Below are 17,409 nucleotides of genomic sequence, written 5' to 3'. Positions count from 1 at the left end.
TTTAGAACATGAATACAATCAAACAGGCTTTAGGCGTTTTATGGGTTATTTTGGCAGTTGCGGCCGCTTACTTTTGTGTGTTTGAATTTGGCTTACCTAAATTATTATCAGATCAGCAAGATGATTTAGTCTTTGGTATTATTATTCTTTTTATCCTAACGCCTCTTATCGTTTTGGGCTTAGGAACATTTGGTTATTTTGCCGTAATTGGGGAATACAACGATAAAAGGAAATAAAACAAAAACAATAAACAACCAAACCAGAAAAGGGCTGTCTATTTTTCAATAGAACAGCCCTTTCACATTACTAACCAAACCAAATTTTTAATCTGTTAGAGATATATTTTATGTTTATTTCTTGATAAACTTCATTACTTGTGTTTTACCGCTTTCATCTGAAGCTTTAACGACATACAAACCTGACTGTAATTCGCTTACGCCAAATTGAAAATCGGTATTTCTATTTAAAATAAAACTTTTAACCAACTGTCCTGATATTGAATAAATCTGAACTTTTGAAACAGCAGTATTTAAAGTGAAATAATTCGTAACCGGATTTGGATACAAATTGACTGTAGTTCCTTTTTCAAAATCTTCGATAGCTAAATTGGCCCTTTTGCTGCCATAAATTCTATATTCTCCAGGAGGTAAATTAATTGGAGCATTTACATCGGTAATATTAATTGGAGTATTGTCCATTAAATCGTACCAAGTTCCTGCATACGGAAAACCTGTTGCGACATTCTGTGCCGTAACATCAAAATTGGCCAAAATCAAAACATCTTTCAATTGTGCTGAAGTCAAACTGGCATTTGTTATTTTAATATTTACTGTTAATGAGTTAGAATCTGGAATTGTTGAAGTTCCATAAAAAACAGGTTCTGCCTTTTTTAGTGTAATCATCTTAGCCCAATCGTTATAAATTTTATTACGATTTGAACTTCCTAACCAATTATTTACCCATTGAGGCTGTGGTTTTGTATCTAATTTGCAATCCCCGCCAACAGCATCAAAATCTGTATTTACTGAATTATCATTACAAGTAAAAATAGAATTCTCCCAGCCTAGTTCTCCAAAATGCCAAATCATTTTTGGCCCGGGAACTAATAATGAAACTGCTCCAATTGCCGACATTCTTGATAAAGCTGTATTTACTGTTTTTACATCATATGCACCGCCTGAAGCGCCGTATTGTACATTTTTATACATTAAACGTTCTTCATCATGACTTTCGGCATAACCTATTAAACGGTTTGCAGCAAAACCACGATTTGTGCTTGACATTTTCGAAATGTTACTTTCAGAAGCGTATCCCATAGACAATTGATTGTAAGGATCTGTCATTTTTCCCCACATCATCACTCCTTTACTTGGAGTTTCAGTAGCTCTGTAATCTGCCCACTGTTTTTCTTCATTTTCAGTTCCTAAATGTTCAAAAATGGTATAATGTGTTGGGTCCAGATTCCAGGAATAATCAGCATATTTCTTCAAAATATCTACTCTGTCTTGCTGGTATGCATTTGTACAAGTTTGATCTGAGGCTGTACAAGCTTGTGTAAAACCTTTTGTTAAATCCCAGCGAAAACCATCAATCTTATATTCCTCAATCCATTGTTTAATTACGCGTTCTACATAATATTGTGTTTTTACCGATTGATGATTAAAATCTTCTCCAACGCTAAAAGTATGTTTGGCAACGGTATTAAAATAAGGATTTTCAGTTGTTGGCGAACCAAAACCATCTCCGTCAGGATCATTCATCCACATTCTCACCATTGGATTTCTGCCAAAAGCGTGATTTAAAGCTACATCTAAAATAACCGCAATTCCGTTTTGATGAAATACATCAATCAATTCTTTTAATTTATCTGAAGTTCCGTAAAATTTATCCAAAGCCATATGAAACGAAGTATTATAACCCCAGCTTTCATTTCCTTCAAATTCCATTACCGGCATTAATTCAATAGCATTTATTTTAAGATTTTTAAAATAATCTATTTTGTCAATTAAGCTTTGGTAATTTCTAGAGGCATCAAAATCACGAACCAGAACTTCATAAATAACCAGTTTCTCTTTTTCTGGTTTTGTAAAATTTGTTACCTGCCAATTATAAGGTGTTTGACCCGTTTTTAGAACCGTGACTTCAAATTGCTGTCCTGCCGGATAAGCAGGTAAATTTGGATAAGAAGATGCCGGAATCCACGGATCATCATAAGGAGACAAGACCAAAGTCGAGTAAGGATCGGCGGTTTTTACCAAAGATGGAGAGTCAGCGAGCGGTGTTGCATCTACAACCCAATATTGATAGGTATTATTGACTCCCGAAACCAATCCGGTTAATTCTAACCAAAATTTTCCCGAAGCAGGGTCTTTTTTCATGGCATACGCCAAAGTTGGCTGCCAGTTATTAAAACTTCCGGCAACGTAAACAAAATCTTTTAAAGGCGCATCGAGAACCAAAGTTGCTTTTGTAAAATCAATCGAATTATAGTTAATTCCGTCAATTAATCCTGTTGGCATTGCTTCAGAAACTGTATTTGGATTTACAACAACCGAAAACTTTTTTACAATTGTAACTGTTCCCTGAGTTATACTCAATTCATACATTTGATTATTCGTAACATTTATATGAGAATAGGAATAACTTGCTGTACTTGCATTAGTATTTATTACCGTTCCGTTTGTTTTTAAAGAATAACTTGCTGCACCATTTGTATTTGTGGCAGCAATATTAAAATTGGATCCGGATGATATAATTGATGAACTATTTTCTATAGGTGAAGTCAGAGAAACTTGAAAACTGCCGACTTCTACTAAAATATCCTGCGATTTTTTATCTCCATTTCCATTTTTGGCTTTTACTAAAAAACCTATTCTTCCAATTCCTGTTGTATTGTAATAAGCTGCAGGTGTAATTGTTTTGGTATAAGTATCAGTACCTGCGTTGTACGTAAACTTGCTGGCTTCGCTTGAAGCTTCCCAGGCACCATTATCCGGAGTTCCTTTTTGAGTAGTATCGTTGGTATCAAAAGCCCAAGCCCACATATATAAGGAGTGATCTGTAATTCCCCAATTACTTTCATTAATACTTGTACCATTAATCGTAATCGTTACAGGAGTTGTATCTTCAAAAGTTGGCGGGTTTATTGAATAAGTAACCGTTTGCTGCTGGGCAAAAATAGTTACTGCCATCAATAAAAATATTGATAGTAAAGTTTTTTTCATAATGTGTGGTTATTTAGGTTAGTCAGCCTGATTAAAAAAAGGGCTGTCCAGCAGACAGCCCTTTTTTTATTTTATGAAAACTTTTATTCCTGATTAGGAATCATCAAATAACTTCCATCTAAATCATTAAAATAAATAACATATTTAGATTTTGCTACTGGTATGTTTTCTCCGTTTCCTCCACCTGAAAAGGCAGTAGTTCCTCCCCAATTTACATCCCAAGAATTATTTGCTCTAAATTTAGCCTCTCCTTCTTCTAGGTTTGTTGCTCCTAATGACCAAGCATGTTTATCAAAAGCTGACTGATCCAATTGAGTCGAAGTAGCCCAATCAGGATTAATAGTACTTCCAATAATAGCAACATTCGTATATGTTTTTGCTATAACTGCTGCATCTTCATACGCTTTTAAAGTATATTTCAAAGATGTAGTATTGAACTCAAAAGCATAATATCCGTCTGCTGGAATCGTAAATTCTCCTGCATTATCTTTAATATCAATAGAACCTTCACTAGCTTTACCTAGTTGAGATGCCCAGCTTCCTTTTTCAGAAATTAATTTGAAGTTACCTGCTTTAAAATATCCTACGAATTTATATTTATCAGATGCTTTTCCATCTCTAAACATTGGCTGGTGTTTAGTATCAACATTATTGTCCCATCCGCCAGCTACAGCAGCTCCAATTAAGTACCAATCTGTAAACGCATAGTCAACTCTTCCTAAATAAGGAGTTACACTAATTGTGATTACACCTTTAGAAAGCTGTTGAAATGCCCCGGAAATATTCGATGCAATTTTTACATCGTACAATGCTGCTACTTCTGGTTCTCCTCCAAGATCGATTGCAGCCTGATTTAAATCTCTAACCAGCACAGAAACTTCTGTTAAACTGGCAGTAGTAGTTTCAAGTGTTTTTGCAGCAGAAAAATCACCGCCTTTTTTATCAATTAATAAGGTATAATTAACAGCTACAGGGCTAGAATATTTAGCGGCAGACCATGTAAATTTTGCTGCTTCATTTGCTGCATCATCTACATCTAAAACATAAGTTTGTCCTGTTGCAGGTGCAGTGATTTCTGGTATAATAACACCATCAACAACTGGTCTTTCATCAACAGCGTCCGCATTACACGATACTGCTAATACACCAATAAATGCGATTAAAATTTTATATATATTTTTCATTTTACAGTTTTATGAGGTTTAGAAATATCCTGTATTTTGTTTCAAAGTTGGATTTGCCTGAATCGTTTTTGCAGGAATAGGCATTAAGTCTCTGAATGAAGCTGTAGATGATCCGCTTTGAACTCCACCTTTCCATTGCCAGATTTTATCTCCTCCTGTAAATTTGCCAAAACGAATTAAATCAGTTCTTCTGTGACATTCCCAATACAACTCTCTTCCTCTTTCAGCCAAAATAAAATCTAATGTTAAATCTGCAGCTGTAATTGTTGGAGCGTTTGCTCTTGTTCTAATTTGGTTAATATAACCAACCGCCGTAGCTACATTTCCTGATGCTGCACCTCTTAAAGTTGCTTCTGCATACATTAAATAAGCATCTGTAAGTCTAAACATAGGGAAATCAGTATCTGGAATATCTGTTCTTTGAGCAGCTGTACCATCTGAGTTTACGTTTGTAAACTTAGTTAGTGCATAACCATCTGTAAATGTTGATGTATTAGCAATATCTAATGCTTGACCGGGAGTGTAAGCATATAATCGTTTGTCTCCCCAAACTTGTTGTTTTCCTAAAGATACCGGAGCATTCGTGAAACCTGTTGGAGCAGGAACTGTAACACCGTTTAGAGTAATTACACCTGTTACAAGATTGAATAAATACGTATTGTTAGCGTTGTAACCTGCATCTTTTTCGTTTTTATCACTTGAATCAAAAGCCTGACCATCTTTATTAACTAAGATACCTGTATTGTTTGCCAGATTTTTGTTTTTTGTTTGATAAAAATCAAATGAACCTGTTGGTGTACCAAAACTAGCAATAAATTCTTTGCGTGTTCTGATTCCCTGCCATCCACCATCCATACCTTGTGAAGCAGCATCAATACTACCTCCAATAGAAGCGTGTAAAATAAAACTCATTCCTCCACCAGTTGCTCTAATTGCATTTCCATCACTGATGATTGGGAAAATAAATTCAGACTGAGCACCGTTTCTGTCATTATTAGCAGAAAATAAGTGACGGTAAGGAACGTTTGCAAATGTATATCCTGAATTAATAACTTCACTGCATAATGTTGCAGCATCATTATTTCTTTCTGTTCCAGTATATACTTTCGCATTTAAATAAATCTGAGCTAATAAAAATTTAGCAGCAGCTTTGTCGATTCTTCCATATTCATTTGATTTTGGAGCTTTTAAACTGTTATCTAAATCTTTCAATTCAGACTCTACATAAGCAAAAACTTCTGCTCTTGATTTTTGTTCCGGATAAAAGAATCCTACTGGATCATTTTCTGTAGTAATAGGCACATTACCAAATAAATCCATTAAGTTAACATAAGAGAAAGCTCTTAAAAAACGTGCTTCGGCTCTAAACGTTGCAATTTCTGCTTTTAAAGCAGCATCAACTCCTCTTGAATCCAGTTTTTCATCTGTAGTTTGTCTTAAAAACTCATTTGCTAAACTAATATGATAAGAAGCTCTAGAATAAGTTCCGTATAAAAACTCATTTGCAGGAGACCAGGTCTGTGTATTTAATGTTGGTAAAGTTCCATCTGCCCAAGCAATGATCGCTTCATCAGTAGTAAATTCCTGAGTTACAAAAAGCAAACGTAAGTAACTGCTGAAATCTCCTCCAAGACCAGCTATATCTGGATTTTTTCCTGGTGTCGATGCATCACCATCACCATCGTTACCACCTACATATAAACCGGCATATAATTTTGCCAATACTTGCTTATAAGATGCAGGATCCTCAAAAAAGGTTTCAGATAAAAACTCATCATCATCCTTTGGGGTCACGTTTAAATCGTCAGTACACGAAGTCAACGTCATACTTAATCCTAAAACGAATAGGAAAAAATAAGATATATATTTAAATGATATTTTCATTTTGTATGTTTTAAAATTTTGTTTTTCAATGTACTATTAGAAACTTGCATTTACTCCAAACAAGAATGTTCTTGCTCTTGGGTAAACGTTACCGTCAATTCCGTTGAATTTCTCCGGATCTAACCCATCATATTTTGTAAGTACAAAAACGTTTTGAACACCAGCTGAGAATCTTAAAGAAACATCTTTTAATAAAGATTTATCTAAAGTATATCCAACCGTTACGTTATCTAATTTGATAAAAGAAGCATCTTTTATGTAGTAATTAGATAAATAACGCTGTGTTCCATTATCTTCATATTTAAAACCAGTATTCAAATAATCTGAACTAAGATTAGATAAATCCTCATTTCTTCTTAAAGCGGCATCAGAATAACCCATATTAGAATTTACGTTATCAAAAATGTAATTTCCTAAACTTGCTCTCCAGTTCATTGTAAAATCAAACTTTTTGTAGTTTAAAGTTGAGAATAAACCAAATGTATAATCTGCAGTTGGTTTTTTATATCTGTAACGATCAGAAGCATCAATTTTACCATCTCCGTTTCTGTCTACATAAGCTCCAGCGATTGGTTTTTTATTAGCATCATATAATTGCTCGTATACAAAGAATGAGTTTGGAGCAAATCCAACTGTGTTAATTAGAACCTTATTTCCATTTCCTCCTTTAATGTTATCTCCTACTTCATATCCTTCGAAACCAGGAACACTTTGTCCTAAGTTTTCAATTTTCTGATCTAAGTAAGTAGCATTAACAGCCACATTCCAAGTTAAATTATCATTTTTAACAATATCAGACTGAAGACTGAACTCAAGACCTTTTGTTCTTAAGTTACCAATGTTATTAAATCCTTGGTTTCTTAAGTTAGCACCATCTGGTACTAATACATCAGCTAATAAATCAGTTGATTTTTTGTCGAAATAGTTAATAGATCCTGTAATTCTATCGTTTAAGAATCCAAAATCAACCCCTACGTTCATCTCTGCTAATTCTTCCCATTTAATATTTTGGTTATAACCCTCTGGTCTTGCTGTTCTGTAAACAACACCGCCAAATACATACTGAGTATTAATTGTACCAAGAGTTACTCTTCGTAAATAATCGTATTGAGCAGAAATATCCTGCTGACCTGTTGTACCATAACCTACTCTTAATTTTAAACTAGAAAGTGTTTCGTTATTTTTTAAGAAAGCTTCTTCAGCAATGTTCCATGCAAAAGCACCTCCCATAAAATTACCCCATCTGTTATCTTCAGAAAAACGTGAAGTTCCGTCTCTTCTATAGTTTAAAGTCAATAAATATCTACTGTCATATCCTAAGTTCAAACGACCAAAGTAAGATTGTAAATTAATATCCGGATCAGTGATCACATCTTCATTTCTTGTAGCAGCAGGCTGTGTAAGCGCTCCTGACTGATATTTTTCTTTTTGGAACAATTGGTAGTTATAACCCGCTGTTGCATCAATTCTTAATTTACCTAAAGTCTTAGTATAATTTAAGTAAGTATTTAAGTTTTTATTCTGAAGGTCATCAGTATAAGTATCGTAGTTACCTAAATTCACATAATTTGTAGAAGTAAAAGCATTTGGCTGAAATCCTAAAATACTTTCTGTACTTTGTCTGTTATAACCGCTGCTGTCAAATCTATCGATACCAGCTTCTGCTACGATTCTTAAATCTTCAAAGAAGTGGAATTTATAGTCTAAACTAATGTTACCCCATTTTCTGGTAGATTTAGATCTTTTATCTTCTTGGTTTAATCTAGCAAGTGGATTTTTTGCAGGCAATAAAGCGATGTTTCCATTAGACTCTAACCATTCAAAATAACCTCCGTAACGAGAACCTGCCTGATAAGGAGACTGGGTTGGATCAAAGCTGATTGCAGCACCAATGACTGCATCTTCATCCTGAAATTGATTTTTACTGAAAGATAAGTTTCCGCTGATGTCAATTTTTAAGTGATTATCAAATAAAACCGGGTTTAACGATATCGATGTCGTAGTTCTTTCAAAAGAAGTGTTTCTTAGGATTCCAGGATTATTAACATTTCCAACAGATAAACGCACTGGTAATTTATTAAATAAAGCACCGCTTACAGAGATATTATTGTTTGTAGTTAATGCAGTATTGAAAATTTCTTTCTGCCAGTTAGTGCTTGCAGTACCCATTGTTGCTTTTTGAGCATCATTTCCTAATGTATTTACCAAATTACGGAATTGATCTGCGTTTAAAACATCAACTGTATTCGCTACTGTGTTAACACCTACCTGAGAACTGAAATTAACTTTCACACCGCCTTTAGTTCCTTTTTTAGTAGTAATAACGATTACACCATTTGCTGCACGAGAACCGTAAATTGCAGCTGCAGAAGCATCTTTAAGAACTGTAAAAGATTCAATATCATTTGGATCGATAGTAGATAAAATACTTGTAGCACCACTTGGAACAGCATTGCTTAAAGGAAGTCCGTCTAAAATAATCAACGGATCATTTGAAGCACTTAATGAAGATCCACCACGAATTCTAATATCTGCTTTTGCTCCCGGAGCTCCTCCTCCAACAACATTTACACCGGCAATACGTCCTCCGATTAAACTTTCTGGAGTTACATTAATACCTTTATTGAATTCTTTAGCAGAAATTTGAGATACAGAACCTGTTGCATCTTTTTTCTTAACAGTACCGTAACCCACCTGTACTACAACTTCTTGCAGTTGATTTGTATCTTCTTGTAAAGAAACATTAATTGTTTTTTGACCTGTATAATCTATTGTTTCCGTTTTGTAACCAATGAAAGATACAACGATTTTATTACCGTTTTTAACATTTGACAGTTGGTAATTTCCATCAAATCCGGTGGATGCACCATTTGGAGCACCTTGTACATTTACGTTTACTCCCGGTATTGGCTGACCTGTTGCTTTATCGACAACAGTCCCTGTAAGAGTGTTTTGAGCTAACACACTAAAAGGCAACAATAGGAATAAAAATAACAACTTTTTGTAAATTGTTTTCATACTTTTTGTTTAAATTAGTTTGAGTTTGTGATTGTTAGTTAAGTTTTTAATTTTACTTCGAATTTCAAAATTATGAATTTATTAACGTGCCCGACCAGAGACAATTTTTATTGAGTTACGAAAACGTGGTAGTGTTGAAAACTTTCTATTTTTTGTAATCTTTTAGCGTTAAAATTGTCAATTATAAAAATATCAGATACCTTTATTATTAATTAGATTTTTTTCAACTATTCCCATGAAACGCAAAATAACCTTAAAACAAATTGCAAAGGAACTAGACGTCTCTATTTCAACTGTCTCAAAATCACTGAGAAACAGTCTTGAAATTGGAGAAGAAACCAGACTAAAAGTTCAGGCTTTTGCTAAGTTTTACAACTATAAACCAAACAACATTGCACTTAGTTTAAAAAACCGAAAAACAAAAAGTATTGGTATTATTATTCCCGAAATTGTACATTATTTTTTCTCTACTGTAATCAACGGAATTGAACAAGTTGCGAACGAATATGGCTATAGTGTTGTGATCTGTTTATCGGATGATTCTTTTGATAAAGAAGTCCTGAATATGGAAATGTTAGCCAATGGAAGTATCGATGGTTTTATTATGTCTCTCTCAAAAGAAACCCAGTACAAAGGCGACTTTCATCATATTACAGAAGTTATAAATCAAGGAATGCCAGTTGTAATGTTCGACCGCGTGACTAATGATATTTTGTGTGATAAAGTGATTATTGATGATAAATCAGCAGCTTATGAAGCCGTTCAAAGTTTGATTGATAATGGAAGGAAAAAAATCGCTTTAGTAACAACTGTTGATTATGTAAGTGTGGGAAAACTAAGAACCGATGGTTACGAAAAAGCTTTATTAGACAACGGACTTCCTTTCAACGAAGATTTAATTATTAAAATTGAAGATGTAGATACCTGCGAAATTACGATCAGCCAGCTTTTACATGATCGTGCTTTTGATGCTGTTTTTGCTGTAAATGAGCTTTTTGCTGTAACAATTATTAAAACAGCTTCGAAAATGGGATTAAAAGTTCCCGAAGATTTAGCTGTAATTGCTTTTACTGACGGAATTATTTCTAAATACTCTACACCAAGTATCACAACGGTAAGTCAAAGCGGTGAAAAAATGGGAAATAAAGCGGCTAAAATGCTTATTGAAAGACTCGAAGCCGAACATAATGACGACGAAGAAGAAAACGAAAACTATACTACAGAAGTTATAGAAACACATTTAATAAAAAGAGAATCTACTGACTAATTTTCTTAAAATCAACACATTCTAAAGCCATAAAAAACATTTATGGCTTTTTTATTAGCTTAAATAAAAAAATAATTTATACTTTTACGCCCGTCAAGGCTTTTACTTTTACTTCGAAAAAAACAGTAAGTTTTGATAAGCAAAGCGCTTATCGTATAATTTTTTCAAATTACGATAATGGAAAAGCGTAAATTAAGTTTCTGGGAAATCTGGAATATGAGTTTCGGTTTCTTGGGAATACAAATGGGGTTTGCTCTACAAAATGCAAATGCCAGCAGAATTCTTCAAATTTTTGGTGCCGACGTACATGAACTTTCATGGTTCTGGATTATTGCTCCCCTAATGGGATTAATAGTACAGCCGATAATTGGTCATTATAGCGATAAAACCTGGGGAAGATTCGGCAGACGAAAACCCTTCTTTCTTGTAGGCGCTATTTTAGCTTCGGTAGGATTAATTTTAATGCCTCAGGCTAATATTTTCATTTCTATTTTACCTGCTTTATGGGTTGGTGCCGGAATGTTAATGATTATGGATGCTTCTTTTAATATTGCTATGGAGCCGTTTCGCGCGCTTGTTGGTGATAATTTAAGAACAGATCAGCGTACTGCAGGATTCAGTATTCAAACTTCATTAATTGGTTTTGGAGCCGTAATTGGTTCAGCATTGCCTTATGTTTTAACGAAGTACTTTCACATTTCAAACAGTACGGTTCCCGGAAGTGTGCCTTTAAATTTGACTTTGTCATTTATCATTGGCGCGGCAGTTTTAATTGGTTCGATCTTAGTAACCTTGTTCACTACCAAAGAATATTCGCCAGAAGAATTGGCAAAATTTGAAGATCCGCAAAATGATGCAATTTCTGATTCTGAGGAAAAATCAAAAATCACAGACATTTTTACCGATTTTGCAAAAATGCCAACTACAATGCGTCAGCTAAGCTGGGTGCAGTTTTTCTCTTGGTTTGGATTATTTGGAATGTGGGTTTTTACAACTCCAGCAATCGCACATCACATTTACGGTTTACCATTAGAAGATACTTCAAGCCAGCAATATCAAGATGCTGGTGACTGGGTCGGAATTTTATTTGGAGTTTACAACTTGGTTTCTGCTATTGTCGCTTTGTTTTTCTTACCGTACATCGCTAAAAAAATCGGAAGAAAATCAACTCACGCCGTTTCATTAATCATTGGAGGAATAGGTTTAATCTCTATTTATTTTATGCCAAATGAAGACTGGGTTGTATTGCCAATGATTTTAATTGGAGTTGCCTGGGCAAGTATTCTGGCAATGCCTTACGCAATTCTTGCAGGATCTATTGCTCCAAAAAAGATGGGAGTTTACATGGGAATCTTCAACTTTTTTGTTGTTATTCCACAAATTGTAAACGCATTAATTGGCGGTCCAATTGTAAAATACCTTTACAATGGCGACGCAATTTATGCCTTAATTACAAGCGGAGTAAGCTTTTTAATTGCCGCTCTTTTAGTCTACAAAGTAAAAGATGTAGACGACACTATTCAAAAATCTTAAAGAAGAATTTCAATTACAATGAACAAAAAAGCTTTCATATTCGATCTTGATGGCGTAATTGTCGATACCGCTAAATACCACTTTTTAGCATGGCAGAAAATTGCCCAATCATTAAATATAAATTTTACACATGAGGACAACGAACTTTTAAAAGGCGTAAGCCGAGTTCGTTCGTTAGACATTATACTTGGATTAGGAAATGTTCAGGCTTCTCAGGAAGACAAAGACAAATGGCTGATTCAAAAAAACGAAGACTATTTATCTTATTTAGTTGATATGGATGAAAGTGAGATTCTTCCAGGAGTTTTTAAAATTCTGCAATTATTAAAAGATAAAAACCAAGGAATTGCATTAGGCTCTGCCAGTAAAAATGCAAGACCAATTTTAGAAAAAACAGGAATCATTTCGTATTTCGATGTTATTGTTGACGGAAATGATGTTACCAATGCAAAACCAGATCCTGAAGTTTTCTTAAAAGCGGCTCAATTATTAAACATTGATCCAAAAAATTCAATTGTATTTGAAGATTCTGTTGCCGGAATTCAGGCAGCAAACATAGGAGAAATGGTAAGTGTGGGAATTGGTGAGGAAACAATTTTGCATGAGGCTGATTATATTTTTAAAGATTTTACCCAAATCGAAACAAGCTTTATTGAGAAGTTAATTGGATAATTAGAAAATGTGTCAATGAGATAATTAATCGCAACGACAAATATTCTAATGCCACAATTACTCAAATGAATGTAAAAAAGTTATTAAAAACCAAGGCAATTATCTAATTATCAAATTGCCGTATTATCTAATTAAAAAGAGATGAACCAAGATTATATAAAACCAGACAATTGGTCTATTATTGAAGAAGGATTTGATGCCGAAAGAGTAAAATCTTCTGAAAGTCTTTTTAGTATCGGGAACGGCGCTATGGGACAACGCGCCAATTTTGAAGAAACTTATTCAGCTGAAACTTTTCAGGGAAGTTATATTGCAGGAATTTATTATCCAGATAAAACAAAAGTGGGCTGGTGGAAAAACGGTTATCCAAAATATTTTGCCAAAGTACTTAACGCTCCAAACTGGATAGGAATTGACATTGAAATCAACGAAGAAAATCTTGATTTAAATACTTGTACCGAAGTTAGAAACTTCCGCAGAGAATTGAATATGAAAGAAGGATGGTACAATCGTTCTTTTGAAGCAGTTCTAAAAAACGGAACTGAAATTGCCGTTAACGTTCGTCGTTTTCTTTCGTTAGATTTAGACGAAGCAGGAATCATTAAATACGATATTACACCTTTAAATAAAGATGCAAAAATCGTTTACAAACCTTACATTGACGCTGGTGTAACCAATGAAGATGCCAACTGGGAAGAAAAATTCTGGGAACCGCTTGAAGTTAAAAAAGGAACAAATGAAGCTTTTGTAACCGCTCAAACGTTTAAAACGCATTTTAAAGTTACAACTTTCATGCACAATATGATTTTGGCAAACGGAGAAAACATCAATGTTTCGCCATCTACAATCGATTCAACAACAGATAAAGTTCAATACACTTACGGAACTATTATTGCAAAAGGACAAACCTCATCAATCCAGAAAATTGGTGGATATACCGTTTCTTTAAATCACGAAAATACTTTGGCTGGAGCCGAAAAAGTAATAAAATCTGCAGTTGCTTTAGGATATGATACTTTGCTTCAAAATCAAATTGAGGCTTGGGCAAAAATCTGGGAAATGTCAGATATTACCATTGAAGGCGATGTAAAAGCACAGCAAGGAATTCGTTTCAACATCTTCCAATTAAACCAAACCTATTCAGGAAAAGATTCTCGTTTGAACATTGGTCCAAAAGGTTTCACCGGAGAAAAATACGGCGGATCAACATATTGGGATACTGAAGCATATTGTATTCCTTTTTACATGGCAACAAAAGATCAGCAAGTTGCACGTAATTTATTGACCTATCGTTTCAATCAATTAGACAAAGCGATTGAAAATGCCAAAGACAATTTAGGTTTCAAAAACGGCGCAGCGTTGTATCCAATGGTTACCATGAACGGTGAAGAATGCCATAACGAATGGGAAATTACACACGAAGAAATCCACAGAAATGGAGCAATTGCTTTTGCGATTTACAACTATTACCGTTTCACCGGAGATTACTCTTATATTCCGGAAAAAGGTTTAGAAGTTTTAATTGGTATTGCACGTTTCTGGCACCAAAGAGCATCTTTCTCAAAAGAAAAAAATCAATACGTGATTTTGGGAGTTACAGGTCCAAACGAATACGAGAACAACATCAATAATAATTTCTACACGAATTATATTGCAAAATGGTGTATCGATTTTGCGGCTGAACAAATTACAAAAGTTGGCGCAGAATATCCTGCAGATCACAAACGCGTTTTAGAAAAAGTAAATCTTTCATCTGAAGAAATCAAAGAATGGAAAAAAGTGGCAGACAATATGTACTTCCCTATTTCTAAAGAACTCGGTGTTTATTTACAGCAAGACGGTTTCTTAGACAAAGATTTAGTTCCCGTAAAAGATTTAGATCGTTCACAGCGTCCAATTAACCAAAAATGGTCTTGGGATCGTGTTTTACGTTCTCCTTATATTAAGCAAGCCGACGTTTTACAATGTTTCTATTTCTTCGAAGATCATTTTTCAAGAGAAGAATTAGAAAGAAACTTCGATTTTTATGAATCATTTACGGTTCATGAAAGTTCTCTTTCACCTTGTGTGCACTCGATTCAGGCTGCCGTTTTAGACAAAATGGATATGGCGTATACTTTCTACTTAAGAACTTCTCGTCTTGATTTGGATGATTACAATAAAGAAGTGGAAGAAGGCTGTCACATCACTTCAATGGCTGGAACATGGATGAGTATTGTAGAAGGTTTTGGCGGAATGAGAGTAAAAAATGATCAATTGCATTTCTCTCCGAAAATTCCAAAAGAATGGAAAGGTTATTCTTTTAAAATTAATTTCAGAAACCAAATTTTAAAAGTAGCTGTAAATCATAACGAAACAACATTTACTGTAGACGGCGATCAAGATTTAACAATTATCGTTAATGGAAATGCTGAAATTGCAAGTAAATTTGTACAAATAAATTAAATTACAATACCCTTAAAAACTAAAAAACATGAAAAACTTATTTTTCGCAAGTTTAATCTTGTTTGCTTTTAGCTCAATTGCAGAAGCACAACAATTAAAATCACCCGAAGGCAAGTTCGTAATGGAATTTTCTCTTCAAAACGACGGAACTCCAACGTACAATTTAAAATACAAAAACAAAGAAGTTGTAAAAACCAGTAAATTAGGTCTTGAACTTAAAGATGATAAAAAATCTTTATTGAATGACTTTACAGTTGTTGATACTAAAACTTCCACTTTTGATGAAACTTGGAAACCAGTTTGGGGAGAAGTAGATCACATTAGAAATCATTATAATGAACTGGCTGTAACTTTAAACCAAAAAGGAACAGACAGACAAATCGTAATTCGTTTCCGTTTATTCGAAGACGGACTTGGATTTAGATATGAATTCCCAGCACAAAAGAATCTTACTTATTTTGTAATTAAAGAAGAAAGATCTCAATTTGCCATGACGGGAGATCATACTGCTTTCTGGATTCCAGGAGATTATGACACTCAGGAATACGATTATACAAAATCAAAATTATCTGAAATTAGAGGCCTTTCTGAAAAAGCATATACAGCAAACGTTTCTCAGAAATCTTTTTCACCAACAGGAGTTCAGACTTCTTTGATGTTAAAGACTAATGACGGAATTTATATCAACTTGCACGAAGCAGCTTTGATCAACTATTCTTGTATGCACTTAAATTTAGATGACAAAAACCTGACTTTCACGTCTTGGTTAACTCCAGATGCAAAAGGTGATAAAGGGTATATGCAGGCACCAAGCCACTCTCCTTGGAGAACAATTATGGTAAGCGACGACGCTAGAGAAATCTTAGCTTCAAAAATGACTTATAACTTAAACGATCCATCAAAAATTGACAATACTTCTTGGATTAAACCCGTAAAATATGTTGGTGTTTGGTGGGAAATGATTACAGGAAAAAGCTCTTGGTCATATACTAATGATTACCCAACAGTTCAATTAGGTGTTACAGATTTCGCAAAAGCAAAACCAAACGGAACGCACGGTGCAAACAATGCTAACGTAAAAAAATACATTGATTTCGCTGCTGCAAATGGTTTTGACGCCGTTTTAGTTGAAGGATGGAATGAAGGCTGGGAAGACTGGTTCGGACATTCTAAAGATTATGTTTTTGATTTCTTGACTCCTTACCCGGATTTCGACGTAAAAGGGCTGCACGAATATGCAAAATCTAAAGGTGTAAAAATTATCATGCACCACGAAACTTCTGGATCTGTTCGTAACTACGAGCGCCATATGGATGCTGCTTACAAATTCATGAACGATAACGGATATGATGCTGTAAAAAGCGGTTATGTAGGTGATATTTTACCAAGAGGTGAAAACCATTACAGCCAATGGATTGTAAACCACTACCAATATGCTATCGAAAAAGCAGCTGATTATAAAATTATGGTAAACGCTCACGAAGCAGTTCGTCCAACAGGAATTGCAAGAACGTATCCTAACTTAATTGGAAACGAAGCAGCAAGAGGAACAGAATACCAAGCTTTTGGAGGTTCTAAACCAAATCACGTTACCGTTTTACCATTTACACGTTTAATTGGAGGTCCAATGGATTACACTCCGGGAATCTTCGAAATGGATATCAGCAAAATGAATCCTGAAAACAAATCGCATGTAAATAGTACAATTGCAAACCAATTGGCTTTATATGTTACTATGTACAGTCCGTTACAAATGGCTGCCGATACTCCAGAAAACTACAACCGTTTTCCAGATGCATTCCAATTCATTAAAGATGTGGCTGTAGATTGGTCAGAAAGTAAATATATTGAAGCTGAGCCGGGAGATTTTATCACGGTTGCTCGTAAAGCAAAAGGAACAAACAACTGGTTCGTTGGAAACGTAAACGGAGAAACTCCTCGTACGTCTAACATCGATTTCAGCTTCCTTGAAAAAGGAAAAAAATATACTGCAACAATTTATGCTGATGCAAAAGATGCGCATTACAAAACAAATCCGCAGGCTTATACTATCAAAAAAATTGCTGTAACTAATAAATCAAAATTATCTCAGTTTTCTGCTCCGGGAGGAGGTTATGCGATAAGTATTATTGAAAATAAATAATTAATAAACCATATAAGAAATGTAAGGCCATTTAAATAG

At 34.5% G+C, this 17,409-nt stretch carries 10 protein-coding genes; 6 read left to right on the top strand and 4 right to left on the bottom strand.

The annotated features are described in order from the left end of the window. Positions 1-8 precede the first annotated feature (8 nt). Positions 9-236, top strand: coding sequence for a DUF6814 family protein (locus L1276_RS09520; RefSeq protein WP_253787174.1), 228 nt, complete (start codon positions 9-11; stop codon positions 234-236). A gap of 114 nt (positions 237-350) precedes the next feature. Here the strand turns inward: L1276_RS09520 and L1276_RS09515 are convergent, their stop codons facing one another. The 4 genes from L1276_RS09515 to L1276_RS09500 form a co-directional block, all read right to left on the bottom strand. Beyond that, positions 351-3,224 carry an alpha-amylase family glycosyl hydrolase gene (locus L1276_RS09515; RefSeq protein ID WP_253787172.1) on the bottom strand — a complete coding sequence of 958 codons (2,874 nt, stop codon included), beginning with the start codon at positions 3,222-3,224 and terminating at the stop codon, positions 351-353. Positions 3,225-3,307: 83 nt separating this feature from the next. Next, on the bottom strand, positions 3,308-4,408 hold the full coding sequence (locus L1276_RS09510; protein WP_253787170.1) for a SusE domain-containing protein: 1,101 nt from the start codon (positions 4,406-4,408) through the stop codon (positions 3,308-3,310). An 18-nt stretch (positions 4,409-4,426) separates the two neighbouring features. Beyond that, positions 4,427-6,292: a RagB/SusD family nutrient uptake outer membrane protein gene (locus tag L1276_RS09505; RefSeq protein WP_253787169.1), complete on the bottom strand. Its 1,866-nt coding sequence runs from the start codon at positions 6,290-6,292 to the stop codon at positions 4,427-4,429. Positions 6,293-6,328: 36 nt separating this feature from the next. Continuing rightward, a complete protein-coding gene (locus tag L1276_RS09500; protein ID WP_253787167.1) occupies positions 6,329-9,310 on the bottom strand; it encodes a TonB-dependent receptor in 2,982 nt (993 codons plus the stop codon). A gap of 235 nt (positions 9,311-9,545) precedes the next feature. Between L1276_RS09500 and L1276_RS09495 the strand changes: the two genes are divergently transcribed. The 5 genes from L1276_RS09495 (at position 9,546) to L1276_RS09475 (ending at position 17,370) form a co-directional block, all read left to right on the top strand. Further along, positions 9,546-10,577 (top strand): LacI family DNA-binding transcriptional regulator, encoded by a 1,032-nt coding sequence (locus tag L1276_RS09495; protein ID WP_253787165.1) that lies wholly within the window; start codon positions 9,546-9,548, stop codon positions 10,575-10,577. Between the two features lie 177 nt (positions 10,578-10,754). Continuing rightward, positions 10,755-12,110: an MFS transporter gene (locus tag L1276_RS09490; protein ID WP_253787163.1), complete on the top strand. Its 1,356-nt coding sequence runs from the start codon at positions 10,755-10,757 to the stop codon at positions 12,108-12,110. An 18-nt stretch (positions 12,111-12,128) separates the two neighbouring features. After that, a complete protein-coding gene (gene pgmB, locus L1276_RS09485; protein WP_253787161.1) occupies positions 12,129-12,782 on the top strand; it encodes a beta-phosphoglucomutase in 654 nt (217 codons plus the stop codon). A 141-nt stretch (positions 12,783-12,923) separates the two neighbouring features. Further along, on the top strand, positions 12,924-15,227 hold the full coding sequence (locus L1276_RS09480; RefSeq protein ID WP_253787159.1) for a glycoside hydrolase family 65 protein: 2,304 nt from the start codon (positions 12,924-12,926) through the stop codon (positions 15,225-15,227). 28 nt (positions 15,228-15,255) lie between these two features. Next, positions 15,256-17,370 (top strand): glycoside hydrolase family 97 protein, encoded by a 2,115-nt coding sequence (locus tag L1276_RS09475; protein WP_253787157.1) that lies wholly within the window; start codon positions 15,256-15,258, stop codon positions 17,368-17,370. Positions 17,371-17,409 lie beyond the last annotated feature (39 nt).

Source organism: Flavobacterium sp. HSC-32F16 (genome assembly GCF_024171645.1).
GTDB lineage: Bacteria > Bacteroidota > Bacteroidia > Flavobacteriales > Flavobacteriaceae > Flavobacterium.
The sequence above is the reverse complement of the archived record's forward strand: the minus strand, read 5'-3'. Positions and strand labels throughout refer to the sequence as shown.

Coding starts and splice junctions, on each gene's coding strand:
- L1276_RS09520 (WP_253787174.1), top strand. CDS start 9: ATGAATACAATCAAACAGGCTTTAGGCGTTTTATGGGTTATTTTGGCA.
- L1276_RS09515 (WP_253787172.1), bottom strand. CDS start 3,224: ATGAAAAAAACTTTACTATCAATATTTTTATTGATGGCAGTAACTATT.
- L1276_RS09510 (WP_253787170.1), bottom strand. CDS start 4,408: ATGAAAAATATATATAAAATTTTAATCGCATTTATTGGTGTATTAGCA.
- L1276_RS09505 (WP_253787169.1), bottom strand. CDS start 6,292: ATGAAAATATCATTTAAATATATATCTTATTTTTTCCTATTCGTTTTA.
- L1276_RS09500 (WP_253787167.1), bottom strand. CDS start 9,310: ATGAAAACAATTTACAAAAAGTTGTTATTTTTATTCCTATTGTTGCCT.
- L1276_RS09495 (WP_253787165.1), top strand. CDS start 9,546: ATGAAACGCAAAATAACCTTAAAACAAATTGCAAAGGAACTAGACGTC.
- L1276_RS09490 (WP_253787163.1), top strand. CDS start 10,755: ATGGAAAAGCGTAAATTAAGTTTCTGGGAAATCTGGAATATGAGTTTC.
- pgmB (WP_253787161.1), top strand. CDS start 12,129: ATGAACAAAAAAGCTTTCATATTCGATCTTGATGGCGTAATTGTCGAT.
- L1276_RS09480 (WP_253787159.1), top strand. CDS start 12,924: ATGAACCAAGATTATATAAAACCAGACAATTGGTCTATTATTGAAGAA.
- L1276_RS09475 (WP_253787157.1), top strand. CDS start 15,256: ATGAAAAACTTATTTTTCGCAAGTTTAATCTTGTTTGCTTTTAGCTCA.